Raw genomic sequence first — 18,026 nt, forward strand, 5'->3', positions numbered from 1 at the left:
CGCCCGATATCCGCTTCAGCCTTCGAGACGCTCGATCTGCGAGTCGATCTCGCCCGCCACGCGCTCAATGAACATGAGCTGGCGCACCGCCTCGGCGGCCGGCTGGTTCGAGCCGCTGTCGAGCAGCGCCGCGAGCTTCGTGAAGCGCACGCGTTCGTCGTCGCGCAGCTCGCCCGCGAGCGCATCGAGCGCATCGACGTTCTTCGCGCCGACCGCGTCTTCGATCGCCTCACGCCACTCCATCTGCTGCATGAGGAACGCGGGCTCCATCGCGGTGTTGTTCTCTGCGCCCACGTCGATACCGCGCAAATGCAGCAGATACTTCGCGCGCTTGAGCGGATCGCGCAGCGTCTGGTACGCCTCGTTCGTGCGCGTCGCCCATTGCATGGCGATGCGCTTTTGCGCCTCGCCGGCCGCAGCGAAACGGTCGGGATGCACCTGTGCCTGCACCGTGCGGTAGGCGTGGTCGAGCGCGTTCGCATCGATCGCGAACTGCTCGGGCAGGCCGAACAGCACGAAGTGGCTGTCGGAGAGCGATCGGGTAGACGTGGAAGGCGTGCTCATCGGCTGGAACGTTCGGGTGGGTCTATCAGGGCCATCAAAATCAAAAAGGCGGCACAGGCCGCCTTTTCACCGCTCGACGCGGGCTCAAACGCGGAAGGACTCGCCGCAGCCGCACTCGTCCTTCACATTCGGGTTGTTGAACCGGAAGCCCTCGTTCAGGCCTTCGCGCACGAAGTCGAGTTGCGTGCCGTCGATATAGGCAAGGCTCTTCGGGTCGACGATGACCTTCACGCCGTGGCTCTCGAAGACGTTGTCCTCGGGCGCGAGCTCGTCGACGTACTCGAGCTTGTACGCGAGGCCCGAGCAGCCCGTCGTGCGCACGCCAAGACGCAGGCCCACGCCCTTGCCGCGACGGGTCAGGTACTTTTGCACGTGCTGTGCCGCTTTTTCAGTCAACGTAATTGCCATAGCATCTTCGCCGCGCCTCGCGCCGCCGGGTTCGGCTTTCGCCTTCCCTTGCGTCGCGACGCAACCCTGCTGCATCCAAAATCGTTAGTCCCAGAGCGCCGCACCCCATGGTCCGGCGCCGTCCTGCATCGACGCTGCTGCGCTTAAGCCGCGTCGGCCTTCGCTTCAGTCGTGTGACGCTGGCGATAATCAGCGACCGCTGCCTTGATCGCGTCTTCCGCGAGAATCGAGCAGTGGATCTTCACCGGCGGCAGCGCCAGTTCTTCGGCGATCTGCGTGTTCTTGATGTCGAGGGCCTGGTCGAGCGTCTTGCCCTTCACCCACTCGGTCACGAGCGAGCTCGAAGCGATCGCCGAGCCGCAGCCGTAGGTCTTGAACTTTGCGTCTTCAATCACGCCGTCCGCGCCCACGCGAATCTGCAGCTTCATCACGTCGCCGCACGCCGGCGCGCCGACCATGCCGGTGCCGACCGCGTCGTCGTCCTTGGCGAACGAGCCGACGTTGCGCGGGTTTTCGTAGTGGTCCAGAACCTTGTCGCTATATGCCATGATCACACTCCTTCAATTCGTTGGCCGCGCTGCATGCAGTGCTCTGCTCATTGCGCTGCGGCCGGTTCGTTTTCGATGCAACTGCGCGATGCTGACTGCGCCGCGAAAGCCTTAGTGCGCCGCCCACTGAATGGTCGACAGATCGATGCCGTCCTGGTGCATTTCCCACAGCGGCGACAGCTCGCGCAGCTTGGCGATCTTCGTCTTCAGCAGGTTGATGACGTAATCGACGTCCTGTTCCGTCGTGAAACGGCCCACCGTGAAGCGGATCGAGCTGTGCGCCAGTTCGTCGTTGCGGCCGAGCGCGCGCAGCACATACGACGGCTCGAGCGACGCAGACGTGCAAGCCGAACCCGACGACACCGCCACGTCCTTGACCGCCATGATCAGCGACTCGCCTTCGACGAAGTTGAAGCTGATGTTCAGGTTGTGCGGGACACGCTGTTCCATGTCGCCGTTCACATACGTTTCTTCGATTTCCTTCAGGCCGCGCAGGAGCTTGTCGCGCAGCATGCGCACGCGCTCGTTTTCCGTGGCCATCTCTTCACGCGCGATGCGGAACGCTTCGCCCATGCCGACGATCTGGTGCGTCGCCAGCGTGCCCGAGCGCATGCCGCGCTCGTGACCGCCGCCGTGCATCTGCGCTTCGATGCGCACGCGCGGCTTGCGACGCACGTACAGCGCGCCGATACCCTTCGGGCCGTAGGTCTTGTGCGCCGAGAACGACATCAAGTCGACCTTGAGCTTTTGCAGGTCGATAGGCGCCTTGCCCGTGGACTGAGCGGCATCGACGTGGAAAATGATGCCCTTCTCGCGGCAGATCTCGCCGATCGTCGCGATGTCCTGGATCACGCCGATCTCGTTGTTCACGTGCATGACGGAAACGAGGATCGTGTCGGGACGCAGCGCGGCCTTGAACACGTCGAGGTCGATCAGGCCGTCGTCCTTGACGTCCAGATAGGTGACTTCGTAGCCTTCGCGCTCGAGTTCACGGCAGGTGTCGAGCACGGCCTTGTGCTCGGTCTTGACCGTGATGATGTGCTTACCCTTGCTCTTGTAGAAGTGCGCGGCGCCCTTGATTGCGAGGTTGTCCGATTCGGTCGCGCCAGAGGTCCAGATGATTTCGCGCGGGTCGGCGTTGACGAGCGCGGCGACCTGCTCGCGCGCTTCCTCGACAGCATGCTCCGCGTCCCAGCCATAAGCGTGGCTGCGCGACGCCGGATTGCCGAACTGCTCACGCAGATACGGAATCATCTTGTCCACCACGCGCGGGTCGACGGGGGTCGTCGCGCTGTAGTCCATGTAAATGGGCAGGTGGGGAATGTCGTTATTCATCTATCGCTCCGGGGAATCTTGTGTGCTGCGCTGTACTGTCTGTATTGTCAACTGCGGCCAACTACGGCGTTCTGGCGGCGCTCGAAGGGGCTACGAACCCGCCATGTTGAAGATCGAGTTCGGACCTAGCGGCACCGCCCTGACCGGCTCCACCGGCGGCGCCTCGGCGCGGCGGTCGCGCAGGACGGCGGGCGCGGCGCCTTCGCGGGCGCGCTGCTTGTCCACCAGATCCTTGAGCGACACCGAATCGAGGTACTCGACCATTTTCTGGTTCAGGGTCGACCAGAGTTCGTGCGTCATGCAGTGGCCGTCGTGCTGCTTGGTGCCCTCGCAGGCGCCCTTGCCGCCGCACTGCGTGGCGTCGAGCGGCTCGTCCACAGCGATGATGATGTCCGCGACCGTGACATCCTCCGCGCGACGCGCGAGGTTGTACCCGCCGCCCGGCCCGCGGACCGATTCGACGATTTCATGACGGCGCAGCTTGCCGAACAGCTGTTCGAGGTACGACAGCGAGATATGCTGCCGCTGGCTGATACCCGCAAGCGTCACCGGGCCCTGCTCCTGGCGCAGGGCCAGGTCAATCATCGCCGTGACGGCGAAACGGCCTTTGGTGGTGAGTCTCATGATGTAGGGGAACCGCAATTCTCGACAATTTTCGTCAAGTATAAATACATGACTAGTTTAGTCAAGTATCAACGTCGCGATCTGGGTTATTAGGTGCGCTGCGAATCGCAAAAATGGCGCGATTTCTGCATCCGGCAGATCCACGCCGCTCATCTCAGTCCGCCAGTTGCCCACGCAATGCGGCGAGCAGACCCGCGCAGGCAGCCTCGCACTGATCGAGCACCATTTCGAAGCCTGCGTCGCCGCCGAAATAGGGATCGACTACCACCCGCGCTTGCGCCTGCGGTGCGAACTCCATCAACAAACGGATCTTGTCGCGCTCGCTCGCCGGGCAGACATCCTGAAGCGCGCTGACGTTCGCGTCGTCCATCGCCACGATCAGGTCGAAGCGGCCGAAGTCCTCGGCAGCGATCTGGCGGGCGCGCAACGGCGCGAGATCGTAGCCGCGCTGGCCGCCTGCCCGCTGCGCGCGCGCGTCGGGCGCCTCGCCGATGTGCCAGTCACCCGTGCCCGCCGAATCGACCTCGACGTGCCCCGCCAACCCCGCTTCATCCACGAGGCGCAACATCACGGCCTCGGCCGTGGGCGAGCGGCAGATGTTGCCAAGACAAACGAAGCAGACGGAAACCTTTTTCATTCGTGGGGGCTGAAACAGCGGTCGGCGTTCAGTGCGCGCAGGCGAATCTTGAATTATACAAAGCGCACGAAGTGCGCGCTGCGCGTTGACGCCAGCGGGATCGTCAGATCGCGCTGGCTCGCGGCAGCGGCGCAATACTGTTCATTGCCTTCACCGGCGTCTTGCCTTCGCTGCCCACGAGGCCATACGAGACCGCGCGCGCAAGTTCCGCCGTGACCTGATCGGCTGCGAGCGGCATTTGCTGCTCGGCGGTTTTCCATGCATGGACCCATGCGATCACCGCGAGCGGCACGATCAGCGCCAGCGGCCAGTACACCGTTATTTTCTTTCTCATGATGCGACTCTCTATCGACTGTGAAGCGACAGGTGCGGACGCACTATCGCCAGTCGAGATGATATAGAGAGTCGCAATCAGGAAAAACCCGGTCCGGACGAACACACTGTTGCGCCAGCTTAAATAGTCGGCGACCTGAGCTTGACCGATGGGCGCGCGTCAGGCCTGTTCGGGGCGCTTTGTCGTGTCCAGATGCGTGTGCCGCGCCGCGTACAGTTCGCGGAACGTGCGGCCGACCGGCGCGGGCATGTCGCGCCCGTTGGTCCAGCCACGCGCAAATGGCAGCTTGCGAATGAGCCGGGCCTGGCCGCCCATGCGCTCCAGGATCCGCACGCCGAGTTTGGTGAGCAATGCGTAGGCCGTTGGATGCAGCGCGAGCCAGCCCCACGCGGCGAGCGCCGCACGCTCGCGCCACGGGCGCAGATGCCGCTCCGCTTGCTTCTCGCGCAGTTTGCGCAGCAAATCCGACAGCGGAATGCCCACCGGGCAGACGCTATTGCACTCGCCGCAGAGCGTAGCGGCCTGAGGAAGATCGAGCGTCTTTTCGAGACCAACGTAGCTTGGCGTGAGCACGGAGCCCATCGGTCCCGGGTAGACCCAGCCGTACGCATGGCCGCCCACCTTCTGATAGACAGGGCAGTGGTTCATGCACGCCCCGCAACGGATGCAGCGCAGCATCTCCTGGAATTCCCCGCCAATCAGGCCAGTGCGGCCGCCGTCCACGAGTACGACGTACATATGCTCCGGGCCGTCCTGGTCTTCGGGTCCGCGCGGGCCCGTCAAAACCGAGAAATAGTTCGACGTGGCCTGCCCCGTTGCCGAGCGCGGCAACAGACGCATGGCCGTCGCGAGGTCTTCAAGCGTAGGCAGCACCTTCTCGATGCCCGTCACCGCCACATGCACGCGCGGCATCACCGTGCACATGCCCTCGTTGCCTTCGTTGGTCACGAGCACGACCGAGCCGGTTTCCGCGACGAGGAAGTTGCCACCCGTCACGCCCATATCCGCCGAGAGAAAATGCGGACGCAGGACTTCACGCGCCTCACGCGTCATATCGGGGATTTCGGTCAGACGCGGTTTGTCGTGCGTTTTCGCGAAGAGATCGGCGATTTCATCCTTGTCCTTGTGGACGACGGGCGCAATGATGTGGCTCGGCGGCTCGTTGTCGTTGATCTGCAGGATGTACTCGCCCAGATCGGTCTCGATGGACTGCACGCCCATTTCCGCGAGCACCGTATTGAGCCGCATTTCCTCCGAAACCATCGACTTGGTCTTGATGACCTTGTGCACGTCGTGGCGCCGCGCGATGTCCGCGACGAGCTTCGCCGCATCCTGCGCCGTTTCCGCGTAGAGCACGGTCACGCCGCGCCGCGTTGCCTCGGTTTCGAACTGTTCGAGCCAGACATCGAGATTCTCGAGCGCGCGGTTGCGGCGCGCCTTGAGCGCGGCGCGCGTGGCGGGGAAATCGATCGCGGTGATCGCCTCGGCGCGCGCCGAGACGAACTTCGTCGAGAGCTTCTTGAGGTTGTGCTGCAGGCGCTCATCGGCCAGCTTCTGACCGGCGCGCGCCTTGAACTGCATCGATTGGACTTGCATGGCGTGTGGGCGATGTTGTGCGGTGTTCGGCAGGATCTGGGGCTATTCGTGCACTGCGCGCAAAAGGCGCGATGGCAACCAGCGGCGCATCACACGTCGCCTGCCAGCACCTGGGCAACGTGCAGCACGCGCGTGGCGGTGTCGCCGGTGCGGCGCAGGCGGCCTTCGATATTCAGCATGCAGCCGAGGTCGCCGAGCACCACGGCGCCCGTGCCGCTCGCCTGAACATTTGCGCATTTTTCGTCGGCAATGGCCGTCGAAATGTCACCGTACTTCACGGCAAAGGTGCCGCCGAAACCACAGCAGTGCTCGCAATCCTTCATCTCATGCACTTCGACGCCGCGCTGGGCGAGCAATGTGCGCGGCTGTGCCTTCACGCCAAGTTCGCGCAGGCCAGAGCACGAGTCGTGGTAGGTCACCGGCCCGCTGAACTCCCCTTGCGGCAGCGTGACCTTCGCGACGTTGACGAGGAAATCCGTGAGTTCGTAGACGCGCTCACGCAACTTGCCGTAGCGCCCCATCAGTTCCGGATCGTCCCGGAACAGGTCGCCGTAGTGCACGCGGATCATGCCGCCGCAGGAGCCCGATGGGACGACGACATAGTCGAACTGCTCGAATTCGCGCAGCGTCTTTTCCGCGAGATCACGCGCGAGCGCGCGCTCGCCTGAGTTGTAGGCCGGCTGGCCGCAGCAGGTCTGCGCAGGCGGCACGACGACTTCATAGCCTGCCTCTTCGAGCAATTTGAGCGCCGAAAAGCCAATTTCCGGACGCATCGTGTCGATGAGGCACGTGACGAACAAACCGACTCGCATGGGGACTCCTCGTTAAAACCGTCCCCGATTATCCGCTGTTTCGTCGCCACGACCAACGCGGGTCTGCATCACCCTCGCCGGCCCGCCGCAGCGCAGCACAAGCCTCCGCCCTACCGCTTACTTTTTTCACAATACGAGATACAATGCATTTCCGCCTCAAGCGTCAAACGAATCTGAACTCATGAGCGACACCCATCCAGATCCGAAGACCTCGATTCAGGTGATCGAGCGCATGATGCGCCTGCTCGACGCGCTGGCCGCGCACAGCGACCCGGTCAGCCTGAAGGAACTCGCGCAGCGCACCGAACTGCACCCTTCGACTGCGCACCGCATCCTGAACGATATGGTGAGCTGCCGGCTCGTCGACCGGTCCGACCCGGGCACCTACCGGCTTGGCATGCGGCTGCTCGAACTCGGCAACCTGGTGAAGGCACGCCTTTCCGTGCGCGACGCGGCGCTCACACCGATGCGCGAACTGCACCGCCTCACGGGTCAGACCGTCAACCTCTCTGTGCGCCAGGGCGACGAAATCGTCTATATCGAACGCGCCTACTCGGAGCGCTCGGGCATGCAGGTGGTGCGCGCCATTGGCGGCCGGGCCCCGCTGCACCTCACTTCGGTCGGCAAGCTCTTTCTCGCCGCCGACGAAGCGAACCGCGTGCGCGCCTACGCCACGCGCACCGGCCTTTCGGGCCATACGCGCAACAGCATTACCGACCTTGGGCGCCTCGAGCGCGAACTCGCCCACGTACGCCAGCAGTTCTGCGCACGTGACAACGAGGAGCTCGAACTCGGCGTACGGTGCATCGCCGCTGGCATCTACGACGATACCGGCAAGCTCGTAGCAGGCCTTTCGCTCTCCGCGCCCGCGGATCGGTTGCAAGATTCGTGGCTCGGTCAATTGAGCAAGACGGCGCTCACGATTTCGGAGTCGCTGGGCTATCACGCGGAGCCCGCTGAAGGCAACGCGCAGCCCGCGTGAAGTCAGCGCGAGGCAGAATCGAGAAGAGCGGAGGCGTGCCCTCCGCTTTTTTTTTGGCTCGCCGCCGTCCTCACACCACCAGTTCATCGAGCTTGCGATTCAGCTTCGTATCGAGATGGCGCGCTTCTTTTGCGAGATTCACCTGCTTCGCCGTGCGCGCCGTTTCGAGCAGCGCCGAGTCGATGCTGTATCCGTCGCGACCCGTCAGCCAGGCCAGGATGTCGCTCAAATGCCATAGCGACGGATTGCCCTCGTGCACGGGCTGGGGAAATTCCGCCGCGTGCCCGAGCATCAGCTTGCGCAAGTTCTGGCGCGACATGCCGGTCAAGTCGGCGGCATCGGTCAAGCCGACGAAATCTGGCGCGGCTTCTACGAGGCGCGCGGCAGGCACCGCCTTTTTGACGTCTTGCAGCGCCGAATAGATTGCCGACCATGCATTCGCACTGTCGCGCATGAACGTCAGCGCGATTCGACCTGGCAACCCAACGCCGATTGTCGCGTCGTCGCAGCCTGCGACGGCGAGGCGCTCCACGAGCGCCTCGTGATCGCTGTCTTCGGCCGGCAGTTGGTACTTGAGAGTGAACAGATAATCCATGCGTTACTCCGGCGCAACGGCCGCCGCACATGCGGCTGCCGCGTTGTTACGATGGGTCGTGCAATTGTCGACCACTCGTTTGAGCACATAGGCATGATTGCCCGCGTTACGCGGCGTGGTCCAGATGCTCGTGATGCAGAATTCCCCGCAACGACAGGCGGCATCGTTGTATGGGCAGTACATGCGACCCCACGCGTGCCCGTGGCCTTTACCTGGCTGAACTAACCAGCCTTGTTTCTCGGCGTAAGCAAGCACGGCTTCGATCTCTTTCTTTGGGTGCGAACGTCTCATCGACAAACTCAGTGTATGCATCGTCGGATTGGTTGTCAATTGACAACCATCAAAACCCCGTATCACCGGGCACAAAAGCCAGGCGGGAATGGGCGCCAGGTACTTACCGGGCAATGTTGCCGACGAACCAAATGACGAGACAGTCTGCCGATCGTCATAGGACGACCACCACGCATCAGAAAGCAAAACGCCCCGCAGTTGCGGGGCGTTTGTCGGGTAAATCGGAAACGACTGGGATCAGGTGCCAGGACCGCCTGCGTCGGCGCTCGTAATGCGCGGCTGCTGGTCGGCGCCGCCATTGTCGAGCCACGTGCGTACGCGCGTTGCATCCGCGAAGCGCGAATACTTTCCGCTCGAATCGAGCAGGACCATGATCACCGGACGATTATGAACCGTCGTCTGCATGACGAGGCATTCACCCGCTTCGTTGATGAAGCCCGTCTTCTGCAAGCCGATGTCCCACGACGCATTGCGGACCAACGCGTTCGTGCTGTTGTAGGCGAGGTTGCGCTTGCCCGTGAACACGTCGTAGCTGCGGTCGGTCGAGAACTGGCGAATCATCGGGTACTGGTAGGCCGCATTCACCATCTTCACAAGGTCACGCGCGGTCGAGACGTTGTGGCTCGTGAGCCCCGTGGAATTCTCGAAGTGCGTATCGGTCATGCCGAGTTGCTTTGCCTTCGCGTTCATCGCCGCGATGAACGCCGGACGGCCACCCGGGTAATAGCGCGAGAGCGCTGCCGCCGCACGGTTTTCCGAGGCCATCAACGCGATGTGCAGCATGTCTTCGCGCGAGAGCACCGAGCCCACGGAAAGACGCGAGCCCGTGTTCTTTTCGTAGTCGCGGTCTTCGTCCGTGACTTCGATTTGCTCCGAGAGCGACTCCTTCGAGTCGAGCACGACCATCGCCGTCATGAGCTTCGAGATCGAGGCGATCGGCACGACGGCGTGCGAGTTCTTGTCGAACAGCGGCTCGAGCGTGTTCTGGTCGACCACGTACGCAACGCCCGAGCGCAGCATCAGCGAGTCAGGCGTCTCGTGCAGACCGAACGCCTGACCGACGGTCGGCTGGCGCGGTTCGAACGCGACACGGCGCACCGCCGAATGATGGCGGCCGTTCATCGTATAAGTGACGCGGCGCTTTTTCGCCACCGGACGCGCATCGTCGTCTTTCGCGGCGACGGTACGGGTTGCGCCCGCCTTTTTGGTGGCCTTTGCCGATTCCGGCTCAGCCTTCGCAACCTTCTTGGTGGCCTTTTTCGCCTTGGCCGTTTTGGCCGGTGCAGCGTCTTGCGACGCAGCAAAGGCGCCCTCAGGCGCCACGAGCGTCGCACTGATCGCGACGGAAATAGCAACCGACAACGCGGTGCTGATAACCGACGACGGCATCAGTGAGAACGACAGGAGCTTGTCGGATTTCATTGGTGTTCTTGATGGAGCGGCGGGATCGTTCGCCAAGTGTAGTAAAACCACGAAAAATTCGCAAATTGAAGCACTTATCGGCGCTCATTAAACCGAAGTATGACCTTCGATTGAGCTGGCCAATGCACTTCCCGCATTCGATGGAGTCAGACAATTGCCCAAGCCGCTCCTCTCGCCACGGCGCCGCCTGCTGATAACGTTTGCGGCGCACGCACAGTGCGCTTGCTGCGTTAACGGCGTTCGTCGTACGGAACTTGAACTGAGGAAAATACGGGTGAGATTGCCTGACCACCAGTGCCGCCGTGCCGCGCGACGCGCGTTCGACCGCAATGGATCATTAACGTTCCATGTAGGAATTTGGTGTACGCACCCAGGACAAATCCCATAGGCGCGTTCATGTGATCCATGCCGCATCTTGCCAGAAGCCGCGTTTCCGCGCTTGCCTCACCCTGCCCGCCGCCGCCCGCAACCCGCCGTGGGGCTAGCGCCTTGGGGCGTCGGCGCCGTTGTCGCACCTGCGCCATGCGCGAGGCATAAGTGACTGTTTAATAATAAATTATCGACATTGTGCGACGCACCAAAAAGCCTTGACTTTCTTCCGGAGCATCCTAAAATCGAGTCAATGTTGCGACGCACAAAGCGAGTGACAGAGCACCAGCGCCGTGCCACTTACTTCAGGCGACCCACGAAGGCCGCCGACATACAGGAGCGTAAACATGAGTCTGCTGACCCCTGAGCAATTCGCCGCTGCCCAGAAAGCCAACCTCGAAACCCTGTTCGGCCTCACCGGCAAGGCATTCGAAGGCGTGGAAAAGCTCGTCGAATTGAACCTTCAGGCTGTCCGCTCGAATCTGGCGGAATCGCAGGAACACGCCCAGCGCGCACTGTCGGTGAAGGACGCGCAGGAATTCCTGGCCCTGCAAACGAGCTATGCCCAGCCGCTGACCGAAAAGCTGCTGTCGTACGGCCGTCATGTGTATGAAATCGCCTCGGCCACCCAGGCTGAGTTTGCGAAGGTCGCCGAAGCCCACTACGAAGAGCAGAACCGCAAGGTTCAATCGCTCGTCGACAACGTCGCGAAGAACGCACCGGCTGGCTCGGAAACCGCAGTTGCCGTGATCAAGTCGGCCATCAACGCCGCGAACACGACCTACGAAACGGTCCACAAGGCTACGAAGCAAGCCGTGGAAATGGCGGAAAGCAACTTCAACGCCGCCACCGCTGCTGCGAGCAAGGCTGCCGCCCAGGCGTCGCGCTCGGCTGCCGCTTCGGCCAAGAAGACGGTCTGAACGTTGCACATTGAACCGGTGCGCGCGCAGCAGCAGCGGCGCACCGTGCGTCGGACCTGAACGCTCCGGCATGCCGCCCGGCATGTCACTTGCCCGGTCGCCGACCGGGAATCTTTTTTACGCTCCGGCGCCTCTCGCAACATCACGCAGCACTGAGCGTTACCCCAAAATGCAAACGGCGCACTCCTCACGGAGTGCGCCGTTTCTTCGTGCGCGCCGCAACGAGCGGCGCGACACGAACTTACTTCTTCTTCTGCGGCGGGAGGTCTGTACAGACACCCTCGTACAACTCGGCCGCCATGCCGATCGACTCGCCCAGCGTCGGGTGCGGGTGGATCGTCTTGCCGATGTCCGTCGCATCCGCGCCCATTTCCACGGCGAGGCACACTTCGCTGATGAGGTCGCCCGCGTTCAGGCCGACGATACCGCCGCCGATCACGCGATGCGTCTCTTCGTCGAAGATCAGCTTGGTAAAGCCCTCGTCGCGGCCGTTAGCGATCGCGCGGCCCGAAGCGGCCCAAGGGAACACTGCCTTGCCGTACTTGATGCCTTCGGCCTTGCACTGCTCTTCGGTCTTGCCGGCCCACGCCACTTCCGGATCGGTGTAGGCCACCGACGGAATCTGCAGCGCGTCGAAGTACGCCTTCTCGCCATGCGCCGCTTCCGCCGCCACGTGGCCTTCGTGCACGGCCTTGTGCGCGAGCATCGGCTGGCCGACCACATCGCCGATCGCGAAGATGTGCGGCACGTTGGTGCGCATCTGCTTGTCGACGTCGATGAAGCCGCGATCCGTCACCGCCACGCCGGCCTTGTCCGCGCCGATCTTCTTGCCGTTGGGCGAGCGGCCCACGGCGACCAGCACGAGGTCGTAGCGCTGCGGCTCGGCCGGCGCCTTCTCACCCTCGAACGACACATAAATGCCGTCGTCCTTCGCCTCGGCCTTCGTGGTCCTGGTCTTGAGCATGACGTTCGCGAAGCGCTTCGCGTTGTACTTTTCCCAGACCTTCACGAGATCGCGGTCCGCGCCCGCCATCAGGCCGTCGAGCATTTCCACGACGTCGATCTGCGCACCAAGCGTCGCGTAGACAGTCGCCATTTCGAGACCAATGATGCCGCCGCCGATCACGAGCATCTTCTGCGGAATCTGACGCAGTTCCAGCGCGCCGGTGGAATCGACCACGCGCGGGTCTTCCGGCATGAACGGCAGCTTCACGGCTTGCGAGCCGGCAGCGATGATCGCCTGCTTGAACTTGACGATCTTCTTGCCGTTCTCGCCCACCACTTCCATGTGGTTCGGGTCGAGGAACGCGCCCACGCCCGTCACGACTTCGACCTTGCGCGCCTTCGCCATGCCGGCGAGGCCGCCCGTGAGCTTCTTGACGACGCCCGACTTGAAGTCGCGCAGCTTGTCCAGATCGATCTGCGGCTTGCCGAACGTGATGCCGTGCGAGCCGAGCGCTTCGGCTTCGTCGATCACGAGCGCCGTATGCAGCAGCGCCTTCGACGGAATGCAGCCCACGTTCAGGCACACGCCGCCGAGCGTCGAATAACGCTCGACCAGCACGGTCTTCATACCAAGGTCGGCGGAGCGGAACGCTGCCGAGTAGCCGCCGGGGCCGGCGCCAAGCACGAGCATGTCGCATTCGACGTCGGCGCTGCCGCTGAAGCTGCCGGCTTGCGGTGCCGGCGCTGCGGCCTTCGGTGCTTCGGCAGCCTTGGGCGCTTCAGCGGCCTTGGGCGCTTCGGCCTTCGGCGCGGGCGCGGCCGCGCCAACGGCGGCTTCGACCAGCGCGATCACCGTGCCTTGCGAAGCCTTGTCGCCAGCCTTGATCTTCACTTCCTTGACCGTGCCCGCGACGTCGCTGGGCACTTCCATCGTGGCCTTGTCCGACTCGAGCGAGAGCAGCGTCTGCTCTTTCTCGATGACGTCGCCCGCCTTGATGTTGACTTCGATGACGTCGATGTCCTTGAAGTCGCCGATATCCGGCACTTTCACTTCGACGAGACTCATGGTGTCCCCTACCCCTAAAGGATGACCGGCCGCGCCTGCCGCTGCGCGCACGTCATGAACGTGCGGCGCGGCAGCGCGAGCCGGTCAGATCGGTTTTACAGAATCACGCGGCGGAAATCGCCGAGGATCGAAGCGAGGTACGCGTTGAAGCGCGCGGCAGCTGCACCGTCGATCACGCGGTGATCGTACGAGAGCGACAGCGGCAGCGTGAGGCGCGGCACGAACTGCTTGCCGTCCCACACCGGCTTCATCGCGCTCTTCGACAGGCCGAGGATCGCCACTTCCGGCGCGTTGATGATCGGCGTGAAATGCGTGCCGCCGATGCCGCCGAGCGACGAGATCGAGAAGCAGCCGCCTTGCATCTGGTCCGGCTTGAGCTTGCCTTCGCGCGCGAGCTTCGAGAGCTCGGCCATTTCCTTGGCGATGTCGACAAGACCCTTCTTGTCCGCGTCGCGGATCACCGGCACGACGAGGCCATTCGGCGTGTCGGCGGCGAAACCGATGTGGTAGTACTGCTTGAAGACGAGGTTGTCGCCGTCGAGGCTCGCGTTGAACGCCGGGAACTTCTTGAGCGCGGCGACGCAGGCCTTGATGACGAACGCGAGCATCGTGAACTTCACGCCCGCCTTCTCGTTTTCCTTGTTCAGCTGCACACGCAGCGCTTCGAGGTCGGTGATGTCCGCTTCGTCGTTGTTCGTGACGTGCGGGATCATGACCCAGTTGCGGTGCAGGTTCGCGCCCGAGATCTTCTTGATGCGCGAGAGCGGTTGCGTGTCGATCGGGCCGAACTTCGTGAAGTCGACCTTCGGCCACGGCAGCAGGTTCAGGCCCGCGCCGCCGCCCGCCGGAGCGGCAGCAGCCGCAGCCGGTGCCGCCAGCGCGCCCGTCATCACGCCCTTCACGAACGCGGTGACGTCGTCCTGCGTGATGCGGCCCTTGGGGCCCGTGCCCGCCACGCGGCCAACGTCCACGCCGAGTTCGCGCGCGAACTTGCGCACGGAAGGCGAAGCGTGGCTCGGACGGCGCGCGCCGCCTTCGCCTGCCGGAATGATCGGCGCCTGTGCGAGTGCCGACGGTGCGGCCGGCGCGGGCTTGGCCGGTGCGGCTTGTGGCGCGTCGGACGGTTGTTCGACCGGCGCTTTCTGCGCGGGTGCGGCGGCCGCAGCCGAAGCGCCTTCGGCTTCGACGATGACGATCTCGGTGCCTTCCGACACGTTGTCGCCGACCTTGACCTTGATTTCCTTGACCACGCCAGCCACCGGGCTCGGCACGTCCATCGTCGCTTTGTCCGATTCGAGCGTGACGAGCGACTGCTCCTTCTCGACGCGGTCGCCAACCTTCACGCCAATCTCGATGACCGGTACGTCCTTGTAGTCGCCGATGTCGGGGACCTTGACGGACTGCACGCCGCCGCTCGCGGCGGCGGGTGCGGCGGCCGGTGCGGGTGCAGCGGCGGGAGCCGGTGCAGCGGCAGCCGGTGCCGGGGCAGGCGCGGCAGCAGGAGCCGCAGCGGCGCCAGCGCCGTCGAGGACCAGCACGAGCGAGCCTTCCGACACGTTGTCGCCGACCTTGACCTTCACTTCCTTGACCGTGCCCGACGCCGGGCTCGGCACATCCATGGTCGCCTTGTCCGACTCGAGCGTAACGAGGGACTGCTCTTTTTCGACGGTATCGCCCGCCTTCACCAGCACCTCGATTACAGGAATGTCCTTGTAATCGCCGATGTCCGGCACCTTGACTTCGATCGCTTGACTCATTGTTAGTGTCTCCGGGGCCGCATACAACACGCCTCCCCGCTTCGGGGAGGCGCACATGCCATGCACAGGGGTGATGGGTTAGACGGTCATCGGGTTGGGTTTGGACGGATCGAGGTTGTACTTGGCGATGGCTTCGCCAACCACCTTGCGCTCGATCTTGCCTTCGTCCGCGAGCGCGTTGAGCGCCGCAACCGTGGTCCAGTAACGATCGACTTCGAAGAAGTGACGCAGCTTTTCACGCGTGTCCGAGCGGCCGAAGCCGTCGGTGCCGAGCACCACGAACTTGCGCGGCACGAGACCACGGATCTGGTCGACCAGCGCACGCACGTAGTCAGTCGAAGCGATGACCGGACCTTGCGTGTCCTTGAGCAGCTTCTCGACGTGCGATTCGCGGCGCGGCTCGCTCGGGTGCAGCAGGTTCCAGCGCTCGACTTCGTGACCTTCACGCGCGAGTTCGGTGAAGCTCGGCACGCTCCAGAGGTCGGCTTCGACGCCCCAGTCGTTCTTCAGCAGGTCGGCCGCGGCGATCACTTCGTTGAAGATCGTGCCCGCGCCCATGAGCTGCACGCGCGGCGCCTTGGCGTTGTCGGCGCCCTTGCGGAACGCATACATGCCCTTGATGATGTCGGCCGCCACGTGCTCGCCCTGCGGAATCGCCGGGTGCTCGTAGTTCTCGTTCATCACGGTGATGTAATAGAACACGTCTTCCTGCTCCTGCACCATGCGGCGCAGACCGTCCTGCATGATGACCGCGAGTTCATAGCCGAACGTCGGGTCGTAGTTCACGCAGTTCGGGACCGAAGCGGCCCACAGGAGCGAGTGGCCGTCTTCGTGCTGCAGACCTTCGCCGTTGAGCGTCGTGCGGCCAGCCGTGCCGCCCAGCAGGAAGCCGCGCGAACGCATGTCGCCCGCCGCCCACACCAGGTCGCCGATGCGCTGGAGGCCGAACATCGAATAGAAGATGTAGAACGGCACCATGATCTCGCCGTGCGTCGAGTACGACGTCGCGGCTGCGATCCAGTCACACATGCCGCCGGCTTCGTTGATGCCTTCCTGGAGAATCTGGCCCGTCTGCGATTCCTTGTAGAACATCAGCTGGTCGGAATCTTCCGGCACGTACTTCTGGCCTTCCTGGTTCCAGATACCGATCTGGCGGAACAGGCCTTCCATACCGAAGGTACGCGACTCGTCCGGCACGATCGGCACGACGCGCTTGCCGAGCGCCTTGTCCTTCAAGAGGATGTTCAGGATCCGCACGAACGCCATCGTCGTGGAGATCTCGCGGCCTTCGCCCGTGCCCTTGAGCAGCGGCTCGAACGCGTCGAGCGCCGGCACCGGCAGCGACTCGGCCTTCTGGCGGCGCGCCGGCAGGTAACCGCCGAGATCCATGCGCTTCTGGCGCATGTAGTCCAGTTCCTTCGAACCTTCCTCGAACGTGAGGTACGGCACGTCGACGATCTGCTCGTCCGTGATCGGCAGGCGGAACTGGTCGCGGAACTTCTTGAGCTGATCCACCTGCATCTTCTTCTGCTGGTGGGTGATGTTCATGGCCTGGCCAGCTTCGCCCATGCCATAGCCCTTGATCGTCTTCGCGAGGATGAGGGTCGGCTGACCCTTCGCGTGCTGGGCTTGATGGAACGCCGCGTAGATCTTGTGCGGGTCGTGGCCGCCGCGGTTCAGGTTCCAGATGTCGTCGTCGGACCAGTCGGCGACGAGTGCCTTCAGTTCAGGCGTATTGAAGAAGTGTTCGCGAACAAACGCGCCCGACTCCGACTTGTACGTCTGGTATTCGCCGTCGACGACTTCCATCATGCGGCGCATCAGCGCGCCCGTCTTGTCGCGTGCGAAGAGGGCGTCCCAGCGGCTGCCCCAGATGACCTTGATGACGTTCCAGCCGGCGCCGCGGAACTCACTTTCGAGTTCCTGGATGATCTTGCCGTTGCCGCGCACCGGGCCGTCCAGACGCTGCAGGTTGCAGTTGATGACGAACACGAGGTTGTCCAGGTGCTCGCGGCCGGCCATGCCGATCGCGCCGAGCGATTCCGGCTCGTCCGTCTCGCCGTCGCCGAGGAAGGCCCAGACCTTGCGGCCGTCGGTCTTCGCAATGCCGCGCGCCTGCAGGTACTTCATGAAGCGCGCCTGGTAGATCGCCATGATCGGGCCGAGACCCATCGAGACGGTCGGGAACTGCCAGAAGTCCGGCATCAGCCACGGGTGCGGGTACGACGAAATGCCGCCGCCGTCCACTTCCTGACGGAAGTTGTCGAGCTGGTTCGCGCTCAGGCGGCCCAGCAGGAACGCGCGCGAGTAGACGCCAGGCGACGAGTGGCCCTGCACGAACACGAGGTCGCCGCCATGCTCAGCCGAGGGCGCGCGCCAGAAGTGGTTGTAGCCGACGTCGTAAAGCGTGGCCGCCGAGGCGAACGACGCGATGTGGCCGCCCACGTTCGTGTGCTTGCCCGCACGCAGCACCATGGCCATGGCGTTCCAGCGCGTGTACGAGCGAATGCGGTGTTCGATGTCCTGGTCGCCCGGGTTCTGCACCTGGTTGGCGACGGGGATCGTGTTGATGTACGGCGTGTTCGCCGAGAACGGCAGATGCTCGCCGTGCACGCGGGCGAATTCGATCTGCTTTTCGATCAGGTAGTGGGCGCGATCAGGGCCGACCGTCGAAATCACGCCATCCAGCGCTTCGAGCCATTCGGCGGTTTCCTGGGGATCCTCGTCCTTGTCGGCGGCAACGTACTTGAGGACTTCGTCGGGTACAGCGGACATGCTCGTCTCCTGGATGTAGGGGAACGCTGTTGATCGGACCATGCGG

The 18,026-nt window shown here is 63.5% G+C and carries 17 protein-coding genes; 2 read left to right on the top strand and 15 right to left on the bottom strand.

Going from position 1 to position 18,026, the window contains the following annotated elements; translation table 11 throughout:
• Nucleotides 1–15 precede the first annotated feature (15 nt).
• From hscB to U5A57_RS05830, 9 genes are all read right to left on the bottom strand, one after another.
• Entirely contained in the window at nucleotides 16–564 is a 549-nt protein-coding gene (gene hscB, locus U5A57_RS05790; RefSeq protein ID WP_321908959.1) for a Fe-S protein assembly co-chaperone HscB, read from the bottom strand.
• An 84-nt stretch (nucleotides 565–648) separates the two neighbouring features.
• Nucleotides 649–972 (bottom strand): iron-sulfur cluster assembly protein IscA, encoded by a 324-nt coding sequence (gene iscA / locus U5A57_RS05795; RefSeq protein ID WP_028210067.1) that lies wholly within the window; start codon nucleotides 970–972, stop codon nucleotides 649–651.
• A gap of 143 nt (nucleotides 973–1,115) precedes the next feature.
• Nucleotides 1,116–1,520 (bottom strand): Fe-S cluster assembly scaffold IscU, encoded by a 405-nt coding sequence (gene iscU, locus U5A57_RS05800; RefSeq protein WP_028216879.1) that lies wholly within the window; start codon nucleotides 1,518–1,520, stop codon nucleotides 1,116–1,118.
• A gap of 111 nt (nucleotides 1,521–1,631) precedes the next feature.
• Entirely contained in the window at nucleotides 1,632–2,855 is a 1,224-nt protein-coding gene (locus tag U5A57_RS05805) for an IscS subfamily cysteine desulfurase (protein ID WP_321908962.1), read from the bottom strand.
• Nucleotides 2,856–2,945: 90 nt separating this feature from the next.
• A complete protein-coding gene (gene iscR, locus U5A57_RS05810) occupies nucleotides 2,946–3,479 on the bottom strand; it encodes a Fe-S cluster assembly transcriptional regulator IscR (protein WP_321908964.1) in 534 nt (177 codons plus the stop codon).
• Nucleotides 3,480–3,633: 154 nt separating this feature from the next.
• Nucleotides 3,634–4,116, bottom strand: a complete 483-nt coding sequence (locus U5A57_RS05815; RefSeq protein ID WP_321908966.1) for a low molecular weight protein-tyrosine-phosphatase — start codon at nucleotides 4,114–4,116, stop codon at nucleotides 3,634–3,636.
• A 103-nt stretch (nucleotides 4,117–4,219) separates the two neighbouring features.
• Nucleotides 4,220–4,450, bottom strand: a complete 231-nt coding sequence (locus U5A57_RS05820) for a hypothetical protein (RefSeq protein ID WP_321908968.1) — start codon at nucleotides 4,448–4,450, stop codon at nucleotides 4,220–4,222.
• A 159-nt stretch (nucleotides 4,451–4,609) separates the two neighbouring features.
• Entirely contained in the window at nucleotides 4,610–6,046 is a 1,437-nt protein-coding gene (locus U5A57_RS05825; RefSeq protein WP_321908970.1) for a lactate utilization protein B, read from the bottom strand.
• Between the two features lie 89 nt (nucleotides 6,047–6,135).
• Entirely contained in the window at nucleotides 6,136–6,858 is a 723-nt protein-coding gene (locus tag U5A57_RS05830) for a (Fe-S)-binding protein (RefSeq protein ID WP_321908971.1), read from the bottom strand.
• Between the two features lie 181 nt (nucleotides 6,859–7,039).
• Between U5A57_RS05830 and U5A57_RS05835 the strand changes: the two genes are divergently transcribed.
• Nucleotides 7,040–7,840, top strand: coding sequence for an IclR family transcriptional regulator (locus tag U5A57_RS05835; protein WP_321908974.1), 801 nt, complete (start codon nucleotides 7,040–7,042; stop codon nucleotides 7,838–7,840).
• Nucleotides 7,841–7,910: 70 nt separating this feature from the next.
• Here the strand turns inward: U5A57_RS05835 and U5A57_RS05840 are convergent, their stop codons facing one another.
• From U5A57_RS05840 to pbpG, 3 genes are all read right to left on the bottom strand, one after another.
• Nucleotides 7,911–8,435 (bottom strand): DNA-binding protein, encoded by a 525-nt coding sequence (locus U5A57_RS05840; RefSeq protein ID WP_321908976.1) that lies wholly within the window; start codon nucleotides 8,433–8,435, stop codon nucleotides 7,911–7,913.
• 3 nt (nucleotides 8,436–8,438) lie between these two features.
• Nucleotides 8,439–8,726, bottom strand: coding sequence for a hypothetical protein (locus U5A57_RS05845; protein WP_321908977.1), 288 nt, complete (start codon nucleotides 8,724–8,726; stop codon nucleotides 8,439–8,441).
• 237 nt (nucleotides 8,727–8,963) lie between these two features.
• Nucleotides 8,964–10,148, bottom strand: coding sequence for a D-alanyl-D-alanine endopeptidase (pbpG, locus tag U5A57_RS05850; RefSeq protein ID WP_321908979.1), 1,185 nt, complete (start codon nucleotides 10,146–10,148; stop codon nucleotides 8,964–8,966).
• A gap of 716 nt (nucleotides 10,149–10,864) precedes the next feature.
• On the opposite strand from pbpG, the gene U5A57_RS05855 reads away from it, so the two are divergent.
• On the top strand, nucleotides 10,865–11,437 hold the full coding sequence (locus U5A57_RS05855) for a phasin family protein (RefSeq protein ID WP_042264853.1): 573 nt from the start codon (nucleotides 10,865–10,867) through the stop codon (nucleotides 11,435–11,437).
• A gap of 241 nt (nucleotides 11,438–11,678) precedes the next feature.
• Here U5A57_RS05855 and lpdA read toward each other — a convergent pair whose 3' ends face one another.
• The 3 genes from lpdA to aceE form a co-directional block, all read right to left on the bottom strand.
• Entirely contained in the window at nucleotides 11,679–13,448 is a 1,770-nt protein-coding gene (lpdA, locus tag U5A57_RS05860; protein ID WP_321908981.1) for a dihydrolipoyl dehydrogenase, read from the bottom strand.
• Nucleotides 13,449–13,543: 95 nt separating this feature from the next.
• Nucleotides 13,544–15,205, bottom strand: a complete 1,662-nt coding sequence (aceF, locus tag U5A57_RS05865) for a dihydrolipoyllysine-residue acetyltransferase (protein WP_321908983.1) — start codon at nucleotides 15,203–15,205, stop codon at nucleotides 13,544–13,546.
• Nucleotides 15,206–15,283: 78 nt separating this feature from the next.
• Nucleotides 15,284–17,980: a pyruvate dehydrogenase (acetyl-transferring), homodimeric type gene (gene aceE, locus U5A57_RS05870; RefSeq protein WP_321908985.1), complete on the bottom strand. Its 2,697-nt coding sequence runs from the start codon at nucleotides 17,978–17,980 to the stop codon at nucleotides 15,284–15,286.
• Nucleotides 17,981–18,026: the final 46 nt, after the last annotated feature.

Source organism: Paraburkholderia sp. J11-2, assembly GCF_905220185.1.
Taxonomy (GTDB): Bacteria; Pseudomonadota; Gammaproteobacteria; order Burkholderiales; family Burkholderiaceae; genus Paraburkholderia.

What these genes read in the sequence shown, in the direction of transcription:
- U5A57_RS05825 (WP_321908970.1), bottom strand. Translation starts at nt 6,046, where the DNA reads ATGCAAGTCCAATCGATGCAGTTCAAGGCGCGCGCCGGTCAGAAGCTG.
- iscR (WP_321908964.1), bottom strand. Translation starts at nt 3,479, where the DNA reads ATGAGACTCACCACCAAAGGCCGTTTCGCCGTCACGGCGATGATTGAC.
- U5A57_RS05840 (WP_321908976.1), bottom strand. Translation starts at nt 8,435, where the DNA reads ATGGATTATCTGTTCACTCTCAAGTACCAACTGCCGGCCGAAGACAGC.
- lpdA (WP_321908981.1), bottom strand. Translation starts at nt 13,448, where the DNA reads ATGAGTCTCGTCGAAGTGAAAGTGCCGGATATCGGCGACTTCAAGGAC.
- U5A57_RS05815 (WP_321908966.1), bottom strand. Translation starts at nt 4,116, where the DNA reads ATGAAAAAGGTTTCCGTCTGCTTCGTTTGTCTTGGCAACATCTGCCGC.
- iscA (WP_028210067.1), bottom strand. Translation starts at nt 972, where the DNA reads ATGGCAATTACGTTGACTGAAAAAGCGGCACAGCACGTGCAAAAGTAC.
- aceF (WP_321908983.1), bottom strand. Translation starts at nt 15,205, where the DNA reads ATGAGTCAAGCGATCGAAGTCAAGGTGCCGGACATCGGCGATTACAAG.
- pbpG (WP_321908979.1), bottom strand. Translation starts at nt 10,148, where the DNA reads ATGAAATCCGACAAGCTCCTGTCGTTCTCACTGATGCCGTCGTCGGTT.
- aceE (WP_321908985.1), bottom strand. Translation starts at nt 17,980, where the DNA reads ATGTCCGCTGTACCCGACGAAGTCCTCAAGTACGTTGCCGCCGACAAG.
- U5A57_RS05830 (WP_321908971.1), bottom strand. Translation starts at nt 6,858, where the DNA reads ATGCGAGTCGGTTTGTTCGTCACGTGCCTCATCGACACGATGCGTCCG.
- U5A57_RS05805 (WP_321908962.1), bottom strand. Translation starts at nt 2,855, where the DNA reads ATGAATAACGACATTCCCCACCTGCCCATTTACATGGACTACAGCGCG.
- iscU (WP_028216879.1), bottom strand. Translation starts at nt 1,520, where the DNA reads ATGGCATATAGCGACAAGGTTCTGGACCACTACGAAAACCCGCGCAAC.
- U5A57_RS05855 (WP_042264853.1), top strand. Translation starts at nt 10,865, where the DNA reads ATGAGTCTGCTGACCCCTGAGCAATTCGCCGCTGCCCAGAAAGCCAAC.
- U5A57_RS05845 (WP_321908977.1), bottom strand. Translation starts at nt 8,726, where the DNA reads ATGAGACGTTCGCACCCAAAGAAAGAGATCGAAGCCGTGCTTGCTTAC.
- U5A57_RS05820 (WP_321908968.1), bottom strand. Translation starts at nt 4,450, where the DNA reads ATGAGAAAGAAAATAACGGTGTACTGGCCGCTGGCGCTGATCGTGCCG.
- U5A57_RS05835 (WP_321908974.1), top strand. Translation starts at nt 7,040, where the DNA reads ATGAGCGACACCCATCCAGATCCGAAGACCTCGATTCAGGTGATCGAG.
- hscB (WP_321908959.1), bottom strand. Translation starts at nt 564, where the DNA reads ATGAGCACGCCTTCCACGTCTACCCGATCGCTCTCCGACAGCCACTTC.